The following is a 19,477-nucleotide window of genomic DNA, read 5'->3' as shown; positions in this document are numbered from 1 at the left end:
AGTAAAAATAAAAAACCTTGTTAACTACTCAATTTCAGCCCTACGCGAAAATCAAGGTTAGCAAGGTTTTAAAAAAGCCGTTGCAGCTAAAATATTCTTTTCATTAAACAAGTTTATTTTGCATGTGCTTGATCAAATTTAACCCTTAATGCTTTTGCCCACTTTCTAATAGCTCGCTTAGCATCAGCCGTATTACTTACACGAGTAGCCCATCGAACAAAAGAATCATCACCAACAGTTTCGGCATCAATTATACGCGCTAAAATTTCACCACTTACACCATCATAAAGCTCTAAAAATAATGTCGCTGATCCAGTTTCCGTTACGTAGGTATTCATACGATTAGCACTAGGAATATCTGGTGCATTAATGTCTAAATTGATAATGGCGGGTTTGATCACCAGTGTACCGGCACTAACAGTGTCTACAACAACATTATCCCCGCCTTTATCAAACTCTTCTTTAAAGACTTCATCAAATAATTTAGCAACACCTGCTTTAATACGTAAAACATCTTTATCTTTCACACGATTTGATATATTTGAACTGTTACGATTAAAATTACGTTGCCAGTTCTTTTTAAAAGCTACTTGGCTAGGAAGTATTTGTACTTTGTCATATTCAGCAAAGTTCACGCCTTCCATTTTATATGCAACGGTAGATCGCTTATTCACTTCTAACTGCATCCCTTCTTTCGATACTTGAGGCACATCAGTATTTGCACAGCCAAACATAAGTGTAAGCATAGCTGCCACAGTTCCGAGCTTAAAAGTATTTTTAAACATGTATTTTCCTTATTTGAGTAATGATAAGCTTTTAATATTAGTTAAAAAATATACAAATTATTGGTAAAACTCAATAATAACTACTCTATACCTATGTATTTATGTACTTGCACTGACAAGCGCCAGTTATTTTCTATACAGGTTTTAATTGCTAGTTCTGTTGCGCGCGTTTTTTGACTAATAGGCTGTAAATAAATTGGGGTATTTCTTATGTTGTGTGCTTTTAAAAGTTCTTTTAAATCGTCAACATGCTGCTCTGTCGCTACAGGGTGCTTTATTTCATTTGCTCGCTTCATCGCGCTATTTAGTATTGGATAACCACCACGCATATTAACTTTAGGCGATACAGTGACCCAACACTTTTCAGTAACTTGGATATCAAAAGTACCTGACGTTTCCACCTGTGTACTATAACCTGCCTGCTCAAACTCCTGACACAATGGCGTTAAGTCCACCATACAGGGTTCACCACCTGTAATAACCACATGTTTTGCGTGAAAGCCTTTCGCTTTTATCAAAGATAAAATTTGACTGATTGTCATCGAAGTCCATTGTGGATTTTCTTGCGCTTTACCTAGCATTACCTCTTGAGTCACTTCATCACTTAACTCTATCTCCCAAGTATGTTTAGTGTCACACCAAGAGCATGCAACAGGACAACCTTGCAAGCGGATGAATATAGATGGTTGGCCAGTATATGAGCCCTCACCTTGGATGGTTTCAAACAGTTCGTTGATTTTATATGCCGTAGTAATATCTGCGCTAGTTTTCACTTTATGCTTTTGCCTGTTAAGTTAATCAAGTAAAATATACCTCATTGATTATACCCTATTTATTTTTAAGAGACTCAACTATGACCGAAAAACTATCTGCTAAAAACGTAATAGCTGATAAAGTTGTTGTTATCTATTCTGGCGGCATGGACTCATTCACTGTATTAAACCGCGCGTTAAAAGACGGAAAAGAAGTGTACGCCCTTTCATTCGATTATGGTCAACGTCATGTAAAAGAACTTGAATGCGCGAGCAGTGTTTGTAAGTCACTTAATATTCATCACAAAGTTATTGATATTTCTGCTATAAATCAATTGCTGGCTGGTTCTTCACTCACTGATGATATTGACATACCTGAAGGTCACTATGAAGCAGAAAACATGAAATCTACTATAGTGCCAAATCGTAATATGATCTTACTTTCATTGGCTGTAGGTTACGCTGTTTCCGTTGGTGCAGCACAAGTTTATTATGGTGCGCATTCTGGCGATCACGCTATTTACCCTGATTGCCGCCCTGAATTTGTCGAAAGAATGAATGATGTTTGTCAAATAGCGAACTATGAAAGTGTCGAAATTTTTAGCCCATATTTAAATGTGAATAAAACCGCTATTTTAACTGATGGACTTAATATGGAATTAGACTACAGTAATACATGGACTTGCTACAATGGCAGAGAAAAAGCTTGTGGTAAATGCGGGGCCTGTCAAGAGCGTTTAGAAGCATTTCGTGATAATAATGTAGACGATCCAATTGCTTATGAATAAATAATCTGTAAACATAAGTGCTGATAACCAACCTGAGTTTTAGCTTTCTTCTAAACCATTAAAAGTGACATAATGTTAGAGCAATCACCAAAACAACAGTCGGCTCATCTGAGCTTTAGAGCTAAAACCTATCGGTTATTAGAAGATGAAACTAATAAAAGCTTTGGTGCTAAGCTATCTAATTTTTTATTGATCATTTTGATCATAACCAATGTTGCCGCGGCAATTTTTGAGTCAGAAGCAGATTACCATAAAATTTATCAGCAAGAATTTGCATTATTTGAGTTATTCTCATTATCGATTTTTTGTATTGAATACCTGTTTAGAGTTTGGTGCTCTATTGAGGGAGAGAAGTATAAGCACCTACCAGCGGGAAAAGCCCGGCTAAAATATATGTTAACCCCTATGGCGATTATTGATTTAATTGCCATTCTTCCTTTTATCATAGCTATGTTCTTTGCCGTAGATCTTAGAACACTACGGTTAATCAGAGTATTAAGGCTATTAAAACTTACCCATTACTTTAAAGGGTTTAACATTTTTATTAGCGTTATTCATAAGGAATTAAAAAGCATTACTGCTGCCATGATGGTAATGATGTTTTTAATCATTATCGCGGCAAGTTTGATGCATTCAGTTGAAGGGGAAATTCAACCACACGCCTTCGGTAGTATCATACAGTCCTTTTGGTGGGCGGTTGTTACAATGACTACGGTAGGTTACGGTGATGTAGTACCTGTCACAAGTACTGGAAAAATCATCTCAACCTTTATCATGCTCATTGGTGTTGGCTTAGTTGCCCTGCCCGCTGGTATGTTAGCGGCTCGTTTCGGTGAAGAATTAAGAGAGCGTCGTAAAAACTTAAATGCGCATATCAAAGACGCTTTATCCAGCGGCTTTATTGATACGGAGCAGTATCAAGCTTTAGAGCAATTGGCAGATAAACTTGAAATTGAACCCAAAGATCTTCAGCGAAGTATCACCTTGTTAAAACAAGGCCATCACGGTAATAAATGCCCTCACTGTGGAAAATAAGTATAATTTCTTTTATTTAACTCTATTTTCGAATTATTAATACACTGAATATGAACATATTTTAATGCTATAGATTATTTTCGACCTTCGATCTTTCTTTAAGAATAAATGCATATAACCATCACGCTAAGCTGTACTAAGCTTAAGGGATAGCTCTTAAAATAAGGATGGTTTATGTGTGCAATGTACAAACATCATGCACGGTGTTTAAATCAATTGATAGACGCGAATAACGATACTCAAACACATTTGTACTTAGAGCAATTATTGTTATTTCCTGTCGATATACAAGATAAAATCATTGAAGAAATTAGCCATTTGAGTAACTGCAATAGTGACTCAATAGCTAATATTCTTAGTCGATATTCTGTGCAAGACCTTAAATGACATCAATATAAAACGTCACGAGATACAAAAATTAAAGCGACTAAAGTAAACAAGTTTTCGACAAGTTTCAGACGGGTTTGTTGATTTTTCTCAATGCTCATACTCTCTTTTAGCTGGAGAGTTGGTGAACTCTTAATTTAGCTATATCATCTCTAATGGATGCCGCTTGCTCAAACTCTAAGTTTTGCGCATGCAAAAACATAGTTTTTTCAAGTTGCTCAATTTTGCTGTCAATTTCTTTAGTGCTCATCATATGAAGCTCACCCTGAGCATCAACTTTATAAGCAGCATTATGCTCTGCTACTGCATTTAATTGTTTACCTTCGCTAAAGCCACCAGTATCCATAACGTCAGTAATTTTACGTATAACACCTTTAGGGGTGATATTATTATCGACATTATATTGATGCTGTTTGGCTCGTCGCCGCTCAGTTTCATCAATAGCTTTGCGCATAGATTTAGTGACCCTATCGGCATAAAGAATAGCTTTACCATTGATATTACGAGCAGCACGGCCAATGGTCTGAATTAATGAGCGCTCTGAACGTAAAAAGCCTTCTTTATCTGCATCAAGTATCGCCACTAACGACACTTCTGGCATGTCTAAACCTTCACGTAGTAAGTTAATACCAATTAAAACATCAAAATTGCCTAAACGAAAATCGCGAATTATTTCCATTCGTTCAACAGTATCTACATCAGAGTGTAAATAACGCGTTTTAATGCCATGCTCATCTAAATAATCGGTTAAGTCTTCAGCCATCCGCTTTGTTAACGTTGTCGCTAATACGCGCTCATTTAGCGGCACCCGTTTGTTTATTTCAGATAATAAGTCATCAACTTGGGTTTCAACGCCACGTACTTCTATTTCAGGATCTAATAAGCCTGTTGGTCTAACAACTTGCTCAGCAATATCGCCTGCCGATTTATCAATTTCATAATCGCTTGGTGTTGCAGAAACATATATAGTTTGCGGCGATAATGCTTCAAATTCATCAAACTTCATTGGTCTATTATCAAGGGCTGAAGGCAATCTAAAGCCATATTGCACTAAATTTTCTTTTCGTGATCTATCCCCTTTATACATAGCGCCTATTTGCGGTACTGTTACGTGGGATTCATCAATAATTAATAAACCATCATCCGGTAAGTAATCAAACAAGGTAGGTGGCGCTTGGCCCGGCTCACGACCTGACAAGTATCTTGAGTAGTTTTCTATACCTGAGCAATAACCAAGTTCAACCATCATTTCTATATCAAATTGCGTGCGTTGAGTGATCCGTTGCTCTTCTACCAAGAGGTTATTGTCTTTAAGCTGCTTAGCTCGATCTTTTAATTCAATTTTGATGTTATCAACAGCCGCTAAAATTTTATCCCTTGGCGTGGCATAATGAGTTTTAGGATAAACGGTAACACGCGCTAATGTACGCTCAACTTGCCCTGTTAAAGGGTCAAATTGACTAATACGCTCAATTTCTTCATCAAATAACTCGACACGTAATGCCAAGCGATCAGATTCAGCAGGAAAAATATCAATTACATCGCCACGAACACGGTAAGTAGCACGAGCAAAGGCTACATCGTTTCTTGTATATTGAAGCTCAGCTAAACGGCGCAATATATCGCGCTGATTTATGATGTCGCCGACACTGATATGCAGCATCATTTTTAAATAAGAATCAGGATCACCTAAACCATAAATAGCCGATACCGAAGCGATAATTATGACATCTCTACGTTCTAATAATGCCTTGGTTGCCGATAACCGCATTTGTTCTATATGTTCATTTACTGAGGCATCTTTTTCAATGAAGGTATCGGTTGTCGGTACGTATGCTTCAGGCTGGTAATAATCATAGTAAGAAACAAAATATTCAACAGCGTTGTCAGGAAAAAACTCTTTCATTTCACCATAAAGTTGCGCGGCTAAAGTTTTGTTTGGTGCTAACATCATGGTTGGACGATTAAGCCTTTCAACAACATTAGCAATGGTAAATGTTTTACCCGAGCCAGTAACACCTAATAAGGTTTGATGAGCTAACCCTGACTCAATCCCTTCAAGTAATTGCGCTATGGCAGTTGGTTGGTCGCCACTGGGTGTATAATCAGATTCAAGTGTTAACTTTTTCAAGATATTTGCTCCTGTACCTTAAACTCACCATGGGTAAATTGTTTGGTAAAAAGCCTATAAGAGATTGCTGCCATCACAACATTTCCTATTAAAGCACCAATAAAAAATCCCTGTATGTCATAAAAATAACTACCAACATAAGCAAAAGGGACATAACAAACGAAGAGCCTAATAATGCTCAAAACTAATGCCGCAATAGGTTTATGTAAAGCATTAAATGACGAGTTAGTTAATATAACAATCCCTTGAAAACCATAGCCTAAAGGAAGTATCCAAATAAATAAGATAATGATGTCAGCTACCGCTTGCTCTTTTGCGAATGCTGAGGCTATCCATGAGGCGGTAATAACCAGTACACCATAAATGAATACTTGCCAAATCATGACAAATTTCACCGAGGCTTTATACGCACCTTCAACCCTACTCATATTACCTGCCCCAAAGTTTTGACTGATAAAAGGAGGTAAAGTCATAGACATAGCTAAAACAACAAGTGAAGCAATTGATTCGATTCTTGAGCCGACACCAAAACCTGCAACAGCATGATCTCCATATCTGGCAACTATTGCGGTCATAATAGCTGCAGCAATAGGCGTTAACATATTGGCACCAGCCGCTGGTAAACCTATTTTTAGGATTCCCCGACAAGAAGAGATAATTTTTTTCATCGGTAAAAGGTGGGTATGGATTAAGTTCTTTTGCTTCGTTAAGACAACCAAAATAAAACCAAAACCGAATAGCCAAGATATTAAGGTTGCAATGGCCGCCCCTTGAATACCCATTTCAGGTACCGGACCAAAGCCAAAAATGAAAATAGGATCAAGGATTGCATTGATCAGGCCTGCCCCCCCCATTACCACACTTGGCGTTTTCGTATCTCCAGAAGCTCGTAAAATAGCATTACCTATCATAGGACCAATTAAACAAACACTGCCCAAATACCAGATATCCATATACTGATGAATTAAAGGGAGGAGAGACGCTTGTGCACCAAGTAATGTAAATAACTGGTCGGTAAGTAAATATCCGATGATGGATAAACTGATAACAATGATAGCAGCTAGATACAGTGCAGTTGTTGCAGAGTCTTTTGCTGAAACACTATCATCATGCCCTAAATATTTGGCAATAACGGCTGATGCCCCTATTCCCAACCCTATCATTAAGCTAATAACGGTAAATGTTACAGGAAAAGTAAAACTAATGGCTGCTAATGGTTGAGTTCCGAGTAAACTCACAAAAAAGGTGTCAATCAAATTAAACGTCATCAGTAAGATCATGCCGTAGATCATCGGAATGGTCATTCTCTTAAGCGTTGGCGCAACGGGGTCTTTTAATAAGTTAGCCGGTTGTTTTTTATTATTTGTTATTTTATTTGATGTCATTAATTTTTTAAGGTGTTGAAAATAAGTTAACTTATTTTGAAAACAGAACCCATTGTAATCAAAACCAAAAGAAATGCACAGTAAATGACTTCAAATATCTTTGTGGTCAAAAATCAAACCAAACAATCAAAAAAACAACAAAAACAAGATAAGAGATTGATTTAAAAGGAAATAAAAAATATAGTGTTTAACTGTTGACTTTAACCTAGGCTAAGTAAAACCGTAATGTTACGAGTTCTTACAAATTAACTAACAAAGTTATCCACAACTTTAGTGGATAACTGTTTTCAGAGTTTATATCAAATATTAGCGGCTAATTTGATTATTAAACTTCCAACAAATGTTGATATATTCACATTAGTGAACGCAATTTAATCAAACAAACGAATAAATGATTTTTTTATTAATTTTATATTGACAGTTTGACAACAGGCCTTTAATATTCCGCCCCGTTAGCCAAGTTGGTTAACACGCTAATCGTAAGAAAAGCAATTCCCCAATAGCTCAGTTGGTAGAGCGATGGACTGTTAATCCATGTGTCACTGGTTCAAGCCCAGTTTGGGGAGCCACATTATTATGTTGGCGACAAATGAAGAGCGGTAGAGCTATGGACTGTACTCTTTTGTAATAGCATGTGTCGCTGATTGGTTTCCAAGCCCATTATTTATAATAAGCTGGGAGCCACATTAACTTCAATAATAAACAGAAGTTTAAAAAGTTTATTCCCCAATAGCTCAGTTGGTAGAGCGATGGACTGTTAATCCATGTGTCACTGGTTCAAGCCCAGTTTGGGGAGCCACATAAAAAAACCTGCTTATAGCAGGTTTTTTTTCGTCTTGAGTTTATCCTAAATCGTATTATTAATTAAAAGCCATAAAAGCAAAAGCCTTCTCTTCTTATCAAAGAAAAGGCTTTATCGATTTCATAAAAAGTTTTGTTTGCTACTTTTCAGCAATTAATTCCTTTTTATTTTCATAAGAGATCACCAGTTGATCTTTTTTGACACCAACTTTCGCTACACCACCATTTACTAATTCACCAAAGAGTAATGCGTTGGCTAGTTCTTTCTTTAATTTCTCTTGAATCAAACGAGACATTGGCCTAGCGCCCATAGCTTTATCGTAGCCATGCTCTGCTAACCATTTCTTAGCATCTCGTGTTAATTCTAAAGATACTCTTTTCTCATCAAGTTGCGCTTGTAATTCAACAATAAACTTATCAACGACCTGTTGAATAACATCACTACTTAGGTGGTTAAACCATACAATATTATCAAGTCTATTTCTAAATTCTGGTGAGAAGACTTTATTGATTTCAGTCATGGCATCTAAGCTATGGTCTTGCTGTTTAAAACCAATAGATTTACGCACCGTTTCTTGTACACCAGCGTTAGTGGTTAACACTAAAATAATATTTCTAAAATCAGCTTTACGGCCGTTGTTATCAGTTAAAGTACCGTGATCCATTACTTGTAAAAGGATGTTATATACATCTTCATGTGCTTTTTCTATCTCATCAAGCAATACAACAGCATGAGGATGTTTTATTACCGCATCAGTTAATAAGCCACCTTGTTCGTAACCTACATAACCTGGAGGTGCACCAATTAATCGACTTACAGCATGTTTTTCCATGTACTCAGACATATCATAACGTAATAGCTCTACCCCTAAGATTTTAGCTAGTTGCTGTGTGACTTCTGTTTTACCGACACCAGTAGGTCCAGCAAATAAAAATGATCCTACAGGCTTTTCATCGTTACCTAAACCTGCACGGGATAAGCGTATTACCGAAGTTAACTCTTCTATAGCCTGATCTTGCCCAAAAACAACTAACTTAAGGTTTCTATCAAGGTTTTTCAGGCTATCTTTTTCCGTTAATGAAACAGATTTTTCCGGGATACGTGCCATTTTTGCCACAATAGATTCAATATCAGTATTGTTTATGGTTTTTTTACGTTTAGAAGCTGCAATCAATTGCTGCTTAGCTCCCGCTTCATCAATAACATCTATTGCTTTGTCTGGTAAAAAGCGCTCATTTATATATTTAGCAGACAATTGTGCTGCAGCGCGTAAGGCGGCATTGGTATATCTAATACCATGGTGAGATTCATATTTCTCTTTAAGACCTTGTAATATTTTAGTGGTGTCATCAACACTGGGTTCAACAATATCTATTTTCTGAAAACGTCTTGCTAAGGCACGATCTTTCTCGAAAATACTTTGATATTCTTGATAAGTTGTAGAGCCAATACAGCGTAATTTGCCAGCAGATAATAATGGTTTGATCAAGTTAGACGCATCAAGCATACCACCAGAAGCGGCACCAGCACCTATAATAGTATGAATTTCATCAATAAATAGAATCGCATTCGTATCTGCTTCTAACTCTTTTAATAACGCTTTAAAACGTTTCTCAAAATCGCCTCGATACTTTGTTCCAGCTAGTAATGCACCCATATCTAATGCATATATAGTGGCATCAACTAAAAAGTCAGGCACATCTTCATTAATAATAAGGTTTGCTAACCCTTCTGCGATAGCTGTTTTACCCACTCCGGCTTCACCGACAAACAATGGGTTGTTTTTTCGACGGCGGCTTAATACTTGTAAGGTTCTTTCTAGCTCAGAGTCTCGACCAACGAGTGGATCTATCTTACCTTTTAGTGCTTCTTCATTTAGATTAACTGAGAAGTTTTCTATGGTACGAGGTTCATCTTCAGTTACTCGTTCGCCCTCTTCAACACTTGGACTGCTTTCTGGAGAATCAATTTTAGCAATGCCATGGGAGATAAAATTAACAATATCTAAACGACTAATGTCAGATTTTTTCAAAATATAAGCAGCTTGAGATTCTTGTTCGCTATAGATAGCAACTAAAACATTTGAACCATTAACTTCGTTTTTACCTGATGATTGAACATGAAAAACTGCGCGTTGTAAAACACGTTGAAAGCCAAGTGTTGGCTGAGTTTCTCGTTCTTCTTCATCACTAGGAATAACGGGAGTCGTTTCTTGTATGAAATCAAGTAAACTCTTTCGAAGCTTGGCTAAATCTGCACCACAAGCACCTAAAGCTTCAACAGCTGAAGGGTTGTCTAGTAATGCTAATAGCAGATGCTCTACGGTCATAAACTCATGACGAGACTCTTTAGCTTGTCTAAAAGCTAAGTTCAATGAAATTTCTAAGTCTTTATTAAGCATAGGTACTCCAAATTAAATCCTTGCGAACTGTTTTTACGCTCATGTAAAGGCAACAATTAGGCTTTCTCTAAAACACACTTTAAAGGGTGTTCATTATCTAAAGCAAAGCGAAGAACAAGATCCACTTTTGTTTCTGCTACATCTGCAGTATATGTGCCACAAAGCGCTTTACCTTGATAATGAATTGTTAACATTAGCTCGGTCGCTTCTTCAGCGGTCTTATTAAAGAACCTGCATAGCACATCAACCACAAAATCCATTGGTGTATAATCATCATTCAATAAAAAAACGTGATATTTAGGTGGTTTCTCTAGTTTTTCTTTAACATCTTCTTCGACAAACTCTTGACTGTCAATCAACTCTTTCCAATTGCTCATATATTTATCTTAGTCTCTACCGATAACTTTTGCTGTAACTTTTTTGTCAATTAATATTAAAAAAGTAATAAATTTTATCCAATATCACTTGACTAATTTATAATTTTATCTACGATTCAATAAGTGGCTATTTTTTAGCCGCATGATTGTTTGTGAAAAGTTGATTATATCTTTATTTTACTCATACTAAAATTCTAAGCATAAATTAACTAGCTACAACTATAAAACTGAAGGATATAGAAGGAAGTAGAAGTATGGCTCACGGTACGGTTAAATGGTTTAATAACGCAAAAGGTTTTGGTTTTATACGTCCTGATAGTGGCGGTGAAGATATTTTCGCCCACTATTCAACAATTGAAATGGATGGTTATAGAACGTTAAAAGCTGGACAAGATGTCAATTATGAATTGAATGAAGGACCTAAAGGACACCATGCAGCAAGTATTAAACCATCAGATTCTGAAATAGACTAAAAATAGTATTACTACATAGTTTTCATCATTTCATTTATAAACTGATAATTTAAATTAGCTTATAAATATTTTGTGTAATTTACGTCAATCACACAAAATAAAAAACACAGCATCTATGCTGTGTTTTTATTTTTGGGTAATTGCTATTTAGCAAACAGATACATATGCTTAGTTACATATGTTCAATAATACAATCGCCAAATTGTGAACAAGTCACTAACGTTGCATCATCCATTAAGCGCTCAAAATCATATGTCACTGTTTTAGCACCTATAGCGCCTGACATACCTTTTAATAGTAAATCGGCTGCTTCAATCCACCCCATATGACGTAACATCATCTCTGCCGATAAAATAACAGAGCCAGGGTTCACTTTATTCTTACCAGCATACTTAGGCGCAGTACCATGAGTAGCTTCAAAAATAGCAACTTCATCACTTAAATTAGCGCCAGGTGCTATACCGATACCACCAACCTGCGCAGCTAACGCATCAGATAAATAATCACCATTTAAATTTAATGTTGCAATTACACTATATTCAGCTGGGCGTAGTAACACTTGCTGTAACATTGCGTCAGCAATCACATCTTTAATAATAATTTCTTTACCTGTATTAGGGTTTTTAAAGCTACACCAAGGACCACCATCAAGCAATTGTGCTCCAAACTCTTCACAAGCTAATTCATAGCCCCAGTCTTTAAAAGCCCCTTCCGTGAATTTCATGATATTGCCTTTATGCACCAAAGTAACAGAGTCTCTATTATTATCGATTGCATATTGGATTGCTTGACGCACTAAACGCTGTGTGCCTTCTTTCGATACGGGCTTAATACCTAAACCACACTCTTCAGTAAAGCGAATTTTAGTAACACCCATTTCTTCTGATAAAAATGTGATAAGTTTTTTAGCCTCATCACTACCTGCTTTATACTCAACACCAGCATAAATATCTTCGGTATTTTCTCGGAAAATAACCATATCTACTTCACATGGCTTTTTAACTGGGCTTGGTACCCCAGTGAACCACTGTACTGGACGCTGACATACATATAAATCAAGTATTTGTCTCAAAGCAACATTTAACGAACGCATTCCACCACCTACCGGTGTCGTTAACGGCCCTTTAATACCTACTTTATACTCTTTAAACATTTCTAGTGTTTCATCAGGTAACCATGTTTCTGAATCATAAACCTGTGTTGCTTTTTCTCCAGCATACACTTCCATCCAGACAATCTCTTTATCACCTTTATAGGCTTTTTCAACAGCAGCATTCACTACTTTAATCATAGGTGGTGTTACATCAACACCAATACCATCACCTTCAATAAAGGGAATTATAGGGTTATTCGGGACTAATAATTTTCCATTTGAAAAGGTAATTTTTCCGCCTGAGCTAGGGATTGAGATTTTACTTGTCATAAAGTGCACTCCTAATTGGAAGAATAAACATTAAAGCAGTACGGTAAATTAATCACATTATTAATAAGTAATATAAATAATTATCCGTTAATTAAGTGTAGCTGCTTTTAGTTAAAGTAAAAGAAAAAGAGTAATTACACTAATCATTTATTAATGATATTCAATATAAGCATACTGAATAGTAAAATTTAGATAAAAAAAAGAGCTAAGCTTTTCAGCTTAACTCTTTTTTCATTACACTATTTTTTTAAGCTTAGAGTAACGCCGATAAAATAGTATTTAATGTTTCACTTGGGCGCATAGCTTTTTCACATAATGCACTATCTGCAAAGTAATAACCGTCTACATCCATAGCAACGCCTTGAGCATCGTTTAATTCACTAACAATCTTTTCTTCTTGCTTAGTTAGTGCTTGTGCTACACCAGTAAAGGTTTCTTTTAATTCACTATCAACTGACTGCTCTGCTAAAGCTTGAGCCCAGTACATAGCTAAATAAAAGTGGCTACCACGGTTATCTAACTCACCTACTTTACGTGATGGAGACTTGTTGCTATCTAAAAATTCACCTGTAGCTTTATCTAATGTATCAGCAAGTACTTGTGCTTTAGCATTGCCAGTATTTACACTTAAGTGCTCTAAAGAAGCTGCTAGTGCTAAAAACTCGCCTAAAGAATCCCAACGTAAGTGATTTTCTTTTTCAAATTGCTGTACGTGCTTAGGTGCTGAACCACCTGCACCAGTTTCAAATAAACCACCACCATTCATAAGTGGTACAATAGAAAGCATTTTTGCACTAGTACCTAACTCTAGAATTGGGAATAAATCAGTTAAGTAATCACGTAATACATTACCTGTTACTGAAATAGTATCTTCACCTTTAGCAATACGCGCTAATGAGAACTTACAAGCTTCAACTGGTGCTAAAATTCTAATATCTAAACCATCAGTGTCATGAAGTGCTAAATAAGCGTTAACTTTCTTGATAATTTCTCTATCATGAGCACGCTCTTCGTTTAACCAAAATACTGCCGGCATACCTGAAGCACGTGAACGAGTTACCGCTAATTTAACCCAATCTTGAATAGGAAGATCTTTTGCCTGACACATACGCCACAAGTCACCAACTTCAACGTCATGTTCAAGTAATGTAGTACCTAAAGCATCAACAACACGAACAGTACCGGCTTCTTCTAAAACAAATGTTTTATCATGCGAACCATACTCTTCAGCTTTTTGAGCCATTAAACCAACATTAGGCACTGTACCCATAGTTGTTGGATCAAAAGCACCGTGTTCTTTTGAGAAATCAATAACAGCTTGATAAATTCCAGCGTAACAACGATCTGGGATCATCGCTTTAGTATCTTTTAACTTTCCATCAGGTCCCCACATTTGCCCTGAAGAACGAAGCATTGCTGGCATTGATGCATCAACAATAACATCACTTGGTACGTGAAGGTTAGTAATACCTTTATCTGAATCAACCATAGCAAGCTCTGGTCTGTTAGCAAAAACTTCTGCTAAATCAGCTTCAATTTCAGCTTTCTTATCTTCAGGTAGGCGAGAAATTTTACTATATACATCACCAATACCGTTATTAGCGTCAACACCTAATTGTTCAAATACTTCACTGTGCTTTTCAAACACATCAGCGTAGAACACTTTAACCGCATAACCAAAAATAACCGGATCTGAAACCTTCATCATGGTTGCTTTTAAGTGTAGAGATAGTAATACGTCTTCTTTCTTCGCATCTTCAATAGCTTGCTCATAAAATTCAACTAATGCAGATTTACGTAATACAGAAGAATCAATAACCTCACCTGTTAATAAGGCAAGATTTTCTTTCAATACTTTAACGCTGCCATCTTGAGCAACAAATTCAATTTTTGCATTTGTAGCATAGTTTACCGTTGTAGATTGTTCTGACTGATAGAAGTCTCCACCTGACATACTCGCAACGTGAGATTTAGAATCGCTTGACCATTTCCCCATAGAGTGAGGGTTTTTGCGAGCATATTGCTTAACTGAAGCAGGAGCACGACGATCAGAGTTACCTTCACGTAATACAGGGTTTACTGCACTACCTTTAACTTTATCATAAGTGTATTTAATTGACTTTTCGGCATCATTTTGTGGCTCTTCTGGATAATCTGGTAAATCATACCCTTTCGCTTGAAGCTCTTTAATTACAGCTTGCAACTGAGGAACAGAAGCACTGATGTTTGGTAATTTAATAATATTTGCGTCAGGGCTAGTTACCATATCGCCTAACTCAGCTAATGCATCATCGATGCGTTGTTCTGTAGTTAAGTACTTTGGAAAGTTAGCTAAAATTCGGCCTGCTAAAGAAATATCACGGGTTTCTACATTAATACCAGAAGATGCACTATAAGCTTGGATAATAGGTAATAGAGAATATGTGGCTAAGGCTGGGGCTTCATCGGTAATAGTATAAATTATTTTAGAGGTGTCTGTGCTCATGAGCTTCCTACTTTACTTTATTTAATTAGCGTATATATTTATTACGCTGAGATTGAACTTGCTAAAATGGACTAACTTATTAAAAAATAAAAATTTAAAGGTATTAATCTGTGATTATCTAACATTTCGTTATTTAACATTCATTTTTCGCGCGATATAATATAGGAAATCGACGCTCATTAAAACAGTAGAATATGAGCATTGCTTAACATAACCCATATAAACAAAGGCCAGAATGAAGCACAGCAAAGGCAGAGTAAGACATAGAGGACTCTCAGACCAAAAGGTACGACCAGTAATAAATATTCAAAAAATAGTACTTTTTAATAAACCTTATAATGTACTTTGCCAATTTACTGATCAAGAAAATCGCCAAACACTCAAAGATTTCATTCCAATAAAAGATGTTTACGCTGCAGGTAGGCTAGACAGAGATAGTGAAGGCTTGTTATTACTTACTAATGATGGTCAATTACAACACGAACTAGCTCACCCTAAAAAGAAAACCACTAAAACCTATTGGGTGCAAGTTGAAGGTAGTCCTACACAAGTAGATTTAGATAAGTTACGTCAAGGTGTAATGCTTAAAGACGGCATGACTCTCCCCGCCAAAGTGAAGATAATGAACAGCCCCAAATTATGGCCTAGAGTACCACCTATCAGAGAACGCGCTAATATCCCAACAACTTGGCTCGAAATAAAAATTACGGAAGGACGAAATAGGCAAGTTCGAAGAATGACAGCCAATATAGGTTATCCAACATTAAGATTAATTCGTTATGCAATTGGCAAATGGAATATTAATTCGATAGATAATGGTTGTTATGAAATAATTAAATAACTAATCCCTTCTCACTATTTCACCCAACTGATGCTCATGGTATAATTTTGCGCCTTTTTAATTAGTACACAATTTTTAATGTCTCTTTCAGTAAATTTACAATCAAATAAATCACAACACAGTGCGCCAGAAAATACCAAGGTTATTGTTGGTATGTCAGGTGGTGTTGACTCTTCTGTGTCAGCTTATCTATTAAAAGAGCAAGGCTACCAAGTGGAAGGCTTGTTTATGAAAAACTGGGAAGAAGACGATACAGATGAATATTGCGCTGCAGCCACCGATTTACAAGATGCTCAAGCGATTTGCGATAAGTTAGGCATAAAATTACATACCATTAATTTTGCCAGTGAGTACTGGGATAATGTTTTTGAATATTTCCTCGCTGAATACAAAGCGGGTCGTACCCCTAACCCTGATATTATGTGCAATAAAGAAATAAAGTTTAAGGCTTTTTTAGAGTTTGCATGTGAAGATCTTGGTGCTGACTATATCGCTACTGGCCACTATGTTCAGCGAGAATATCGTGATGGTCATTGGAAAATGGTCCGTGGCTTAGACAACAATAAAGATCAAAGCTATTTCCTTTACACCCTTGATGAAAAACAACTTGCACAAACTTTATTCCCTGTAGGTCACATTGAAAAGCCTGAAGTACGAGCTATTGCCGAACAAGCAGGTTTAATTACTCACGATAAAAAAGACAGTACCGGAATTTGCTTCATTGGTGAGCGCAAGTTCAAAGATTTTCTAGGGCAATATTTACCCGCCCAGCCTGGCATCATAGAGTCAGCTGAAGGTGTTGAAGTAGGTCGTCATGACGGTTTGATGTATCACACCTTAGGTCAAAGAAAGGGTCTAAAAATAGGCGGTTTAGCTAATGCGGGTGAAGAGCCATGGTACGTAGTAGAAAAAGATTTATTACGCAACGTACTCATTGTCGGCCAAGGGCATAACCACCCTCGTCTATTTTCAAAGGGTTTAGTTGCAAATCAGCTACACTGGGTTGACCGTCAAACGCTTACAGGTTCAATCAACTGTACGGTAAAAACTCGTTACCGTCAGCAAGATGTGGCCTGCACGGTAACTCCCCTCGATACAAACTCAGAGTCACCAGAGTATAGAATTGACTTTGACGAACCACAAAGTTCAGTAACACCTGGTCAATCAGTGGTTTTTTATCAAGGCGACATCTGTTTAGGTGGTGGCATTATTAACACCCTTATCCGATAACTAAATTATTTTTACCATAACTATTAACCATATAGCCCTGTAAGCATTTTAGAGTACTAATGAAAGATCAAACAATCACATTTGCCGCAATTTGCCAAGTAGCCTACCTTGTTCAGCAAGTATCTAGAAATGGCTATTTAGCTACTGAACAATATCAAGATGACTTTGCTACTTTATTAACTAGCATCACTGAAACTTCTCCTGAAAATACTTTAGCTGTATATGGTGGTCAATTAATTAATATTAAAAAAGGCCTTGAACTACTTATTTCTCATTTAGGTGACAATGCATCTAAAAAGGATAAAGTAAAAGATCCTGAGTTTACTCGCTATATTATTAGTTTAATTAATCTTGAACGCCGTTTAAGTAAACAACCGAAGCAATTAGCGCAACTTGGCGAACGTATTGAAGCTAATAAAAGACAACTTGAACATTACTCTATTACCAGCGACACCTTAGTTTCAAGTTTTGCGAGTATTTATAGCGACATCATCAGTCCTTTGGGAGCACGCATTCAAGTAACCGGTGAACCTTCTATACTTAAGCAAACAGAAAACCAACACAAAATTAGAGCCTTGCTACTCGCCGGTATTAGAGCTGCGGTATTGTGGCGTCAAGTAGGCGGTAAACGTAGAACAATATTATTTAGTAGAGCAAAATTAGTTGATACAGCTAAGCAATTACTCAACACAATTTAAAGACTTTTAACTTAACAAACGTAATTTTTAAAATACTTAACCTAGGAATTAACTATGGAACTTTCAGCGTTAACAGCGATATCACCAGTAGATGGTAGATATGGTAGTAAAACAAGTGACTTGCGCCCTATTTTTAGTGAGTTTGGTTTAACCAAATATCGCGTCACTGTCGAAGTACGTTGGTTGCAAAAATTAAGTGCTACTCAACAAATTTCAGAAGTTCCTGCTTTTAGTGATGCAGCAAATAAAGTACTAGATGATATTGTCACTGACTTCAACGAGCAAGATGCACTACGCATAAAAACCATTGAAGCAACAACAAATCATGATGTGAAAGCAGTTGAATATTTTCTTAAAGAAAAAATTGCTGACAACGCAGAATTGAATGCGGTTACTGAGTTTATTCATTTTGCTTGTACCTCAGAAGATATTAACAACCTTTCACACGGCTTAATGTTGAAAGACTGCCGTGAACAAGTGTTATTACCAGTAATGGATGAAATTTTAGCTCAAATAAAAGCATTAGCTGTTGAGTACAAATCAATTCCTATGATGTGTCGCACACACGGTCAACCAGCGTCTCCAAGTACACTGGGTAAAGAAATGGCCAATGTGTACGTACGCTTAAAGCGTCAACGTCAACAAATCGCTGAAGTTGAGTTATTAGGAAAGATCAATGGTGCTGTTGGTAACTACAATGCTCACCTTAGTGCGTACCCTGAGGTAAATTGGCACCAGTTCTCTGATGAGTTTGTTAGCTCATTAGGGCTTACTTGGAATGCTTTTACTACACAAATTGAGCCACACGACTATATTGCAGAATTATTTGATGCTGTAGCCCGTTTTAACACCATTTTAATTGATTTTGACCGTGATATTTGGGGTTACATTGCCTTAGGTCACTTCAAGCAAAAAACAATTGCGGGTGAAATTGGCTCATCAACAATGCCACATAAAGTTAACCCTATTGATTTTGAAAACTCAGAAGGTAACTTAGGTATTGCTAACGCATTATTTAGCCATTTAGCACAAAAACTGCCAATTTCTCGCTGGCAGCGTGACTTAACTGACTCAACAGTTTTACGTAATTTAGGTGTTGGTTTTGGTCATGCACTTATTGCTTACCAAGCAACTTTAAAAGGTATCAGTAAACTTGAAGTCAACGAAGAAAGTCTAGCGACAGAGCTTGATAACAACTGGGAAGTACTTGCAGAGCCAGTACAAACCGTTATGCGACGCTACGGTATTGAAAAGCCGTATGAGAAGCTAAAAGAATTAACTCGCGGTAAACGCGTTAATGGCGATTCAATGCGTGAATTTATCAATAACCTTGATTTATCAGACGCTGTAAAAGCTGAGCTATGTTTATTAACACCGGGTGGTTATATTGGCCGCGCAATTAACTTTATTGATGAACTAGAGTAATAGTTACCCGCTGAAGTTAAACAATCAAAGAAGGCCTCGGCCTTCTTTTTTTATTCTTT

General features: G+C 36.8%; 16 protein-coding genes and 2 tRNA genes. 10 read left to right on the top strand and 8 right to left on the bottom strand.

Annotation, left to right across the window (positions count from 1 at the left end; translation table 11 throughout):
- Nucleotides 1–113: 113 nt before the first annotated feature.
- Together AC27GZ_RS08980 and queE are read right to left on the bottom strand one after the other, a co-directional pair.
- Complete coding sequence (locus AC27GZ_RS08980; protein ID WP_487094620.1) at nt 114–785, bottom strand: DUF3313 family protein; 672 nt, start codon at nt 783–785, stop codon at nt 114–116.
- Nucleotides 786–865: 80 nt separating this feature from the next.
- Entirely contained in the window at nt 866–1,558 is a 693-nt protein-coding gene (gene queE, locus AC27GZ_RS08975) for a 7-carboxy-7-deazaguanine synthase QueE (protein WP_487094619.1), read from the bottom strand.
- 110 nt (nt 1,559–1,668) lie between these two features.
- Between queE and queC the strand changes: the two genes are divergently transcribed.
- The 3 genes from queC (at nt 1,669) to AC27GZ_RS08960 (ending at nt 3,747) form a co-directional block, all read left to right on the top strand.
- Nucleotides 1,669–2,325: a 7-cyano-7-deazaguanine synthase QueC gene (queC, locus tag AC27GZ_RS08970; RefSeq protein ID WP_487095253.1), complete on the top strand. Its 657-nt coding sequence runs from the start codon at nt 1,669–1,671 to the stop codon at nt 2,323–2,325.
- A 72-nt stretch (nt 2,326–2,397) separates the two neighbouring features.
- Nucleotides 2,398–3,360, top strand: a complete 963-nt coding sequence (locus AC27GZ_RS08965; protein ID WP_487094618.1) for an ion transporter — start codon at nt 2,398–2,400, stop codon at nt 3,358–3,360.
- A 174-nt stretch (nt 3,361–3,534) separates the two neighbouring features.
- A complete protein-coding gene (locus AC27GZ_RS08960; RefSeq protein WP_487094617.1) occupies nt 3,535–3,747 on the top strand; it encodes a hypothetical protein in 213 nt (70 codons plus the stop codon).
- Nucleotides 3,748–3,856: 109 nt separating this feature from the next.
- Here the strand turns inward: AC27GZ_RS08960 and uvrB are convergent, their stop codons facing one another.
- Together uvrB and AC27GZ_RS08950 are read right to left on the bottom strand one after the other, a co-directional pair.
- A complete protein-coding gene (gene uvrB, locus AC27GZ_RS08955; protein ID WP_487094616.1) occupies nt 3,857–5,878 on the bottom strand; it encodes an excinuclease ABC subunit UvrB in 2,022 nt (673 codons plus the stop codon).
- Complete coding sequence (locus AC27GZ_RS08950) at nt 5,875–7,263, bottom strand: MATE family efflux transporter (protein WP_487094615.1); 1,389 nt, start codon at nt 7,261–7,263, stop codon at nt 5,875–5,877. The genes uvrB and AC27GZ_RS08950 overlap by 4 nt, the downstream gene beginning before the upstream one ends.
- Nucleotides 7,264–7,756: 493 nt before the next feature.
- Here AC27GZ_RS08950 and AC27GZ_RS08945 point away from each other — a divergent pair.
- Nucleotides 7,757–7,832: transfer RNA gene (locus AC27GZ_RS08945), tRNA-Asn, on the top strand.
- A gap of 154 nt (nt 7,833–7,986) precedes the next feature.
- Nucleotides 7,987–8,062: transfer RNA gene (locus AC27GZ_RS08940), tRNA-Asn, on the top strand.
- 142 nt (nt 8,063–8,204) lie between these two features.
- On the opposite strand, the gene clpA is transcribed toward AC27GZ_RS08940, so the two are convergent.
- Complete coding sequence (gene clpA, locus AC27GZ_RS08935) at nt 8,205–10,466, bottom strand: ATP-dependent Clp protease ATP-binding subunit ClpA (protein ID WP_487094614.1); 2,262 nt, start codon at nt 10,464–10,466, stop codon at nt 8,205–8,207.
- A 56-nt stretch (nt 10,467–10,522) separates the two neighbouring features.
- The gene (gene clpS, locus AC27GZ_RS08930) at nt 10,523–10,843 is read right to left on the bottom strand and encodes an ATP-dependent Clp protease adapter ClpS (RefSeq protein WP_487094613.1); all 321 of its coding nucleotides are present in this window, start codon (nt 10,841–10,843) and stop codon (nt 10,523–10,525) included.
- Nucleotides 10,844–11,097: 254 nt separating this feature from the next.
- On the opposite strand from clpS, the gene cspD reads away from it, so the two are divergent.
- Complete coding sequence (cspD, locus tag AC27GZ_RS08925) at nt 11,098–11,316, top strand: cold shock domain-containing protein CspD (RefSeq protein WP_487055041.1); 219 nt, start codon at nt 11,098–11,100, stop codon at nt 11,314–11,316.
- Between the two features lie 172 nt (nt 11,317–11,488).
- Here the strand turns inward: cspD and icd are convergent, their stop codons facing one another.
- Nucleotides 11,489–12,739: an NADP-dependent isocitrate dehydrogenase gene (gene icd / locus AC27GZ_RS08920; protein WP_487094612.1), complete on the bottom strand. Its 1,251-nt coding sequence runs from the start codon at nt 12,737–12,739 to the stop codon at nt 11,489–11,491.
- 253 nt (nt 12,740–12,992) lie between these two features.
- Complete coding sequence (locus AC27GZ_RS08915; RefSeq protein WP_487094611.1) at nt 12,993–15,224, bottom strand: NADP-dependent isocitrate dehydrogenase; 2,232 nt, start codon at nt 15,222–15,224, stop codon at nt 12,993–12,995.
- Nucleotides 15,225–15,459: 235 nt separating this feature from the next.
- Between AC27GZ_RS08915 and AC27GZ_RS08910 the strand changes: the two genes are divergently transcribed.
- From AC27GZ_RS08910 to purB, 4 genes are all read left to right on the top strand, one after another.
- A complete protein-coding gene (locus tag AC27GZ_RS08910; RefSeq protein ID WP_487094610.1) occupies nt 15,460–16,065 on the top strand; it encodes a pseudouridine synthase in 606 nt (201 codons plus the stop codon).
- A gap of 78 nt (nt 16,066–16,143) precedes the next feature.
- On the top strand, nt 16,144–17,295 hold the full coding sequence (gene mnmA, locus AC27GZ_RS08905; protein ID WP_487094609.1) for a tRNA 2-thiouridine(34) synthase MnmA: 1,152 nt from the start codon (nt 16,144–16,146) through the stop codon (nt 17,293–17,295).
- Between the two features lie 59 nt (nt 17,296–17,354).
- On the top strand, nt 17,355–17,993 hold the full coding sequence (gene hflD, locus AC27GZ_RS08900; RefSeq protein WP_487094608.1) for a high frequency lysogenization protein HflD: 639 nt from the start codon (nt 17,355–17,357) through the stop codon (nt 17,991–17,993).
- A gap of 54 nt (nt 17,994–18,047) precedes the next feature.
- Entirely contained in the window at nt 18,048–19,418 is a 1,371-nt protein-coding gene (gene purB / locus AC27GZ_RS08895; protein WP_487094607.1) for an adenylosuccinate lyase, read from the top strand.
- Nucleotides 19,419–19,477: the final 59 nt, after the last annotated feature.

It is taken from the genome of Colwellia sp. SU-HH00943, assembly GCF_057546125.1.
Note: the sequence above shows the minus strand (reverse complement) of the source record. Positions and strands in the feature narration are given on the sequence as shown.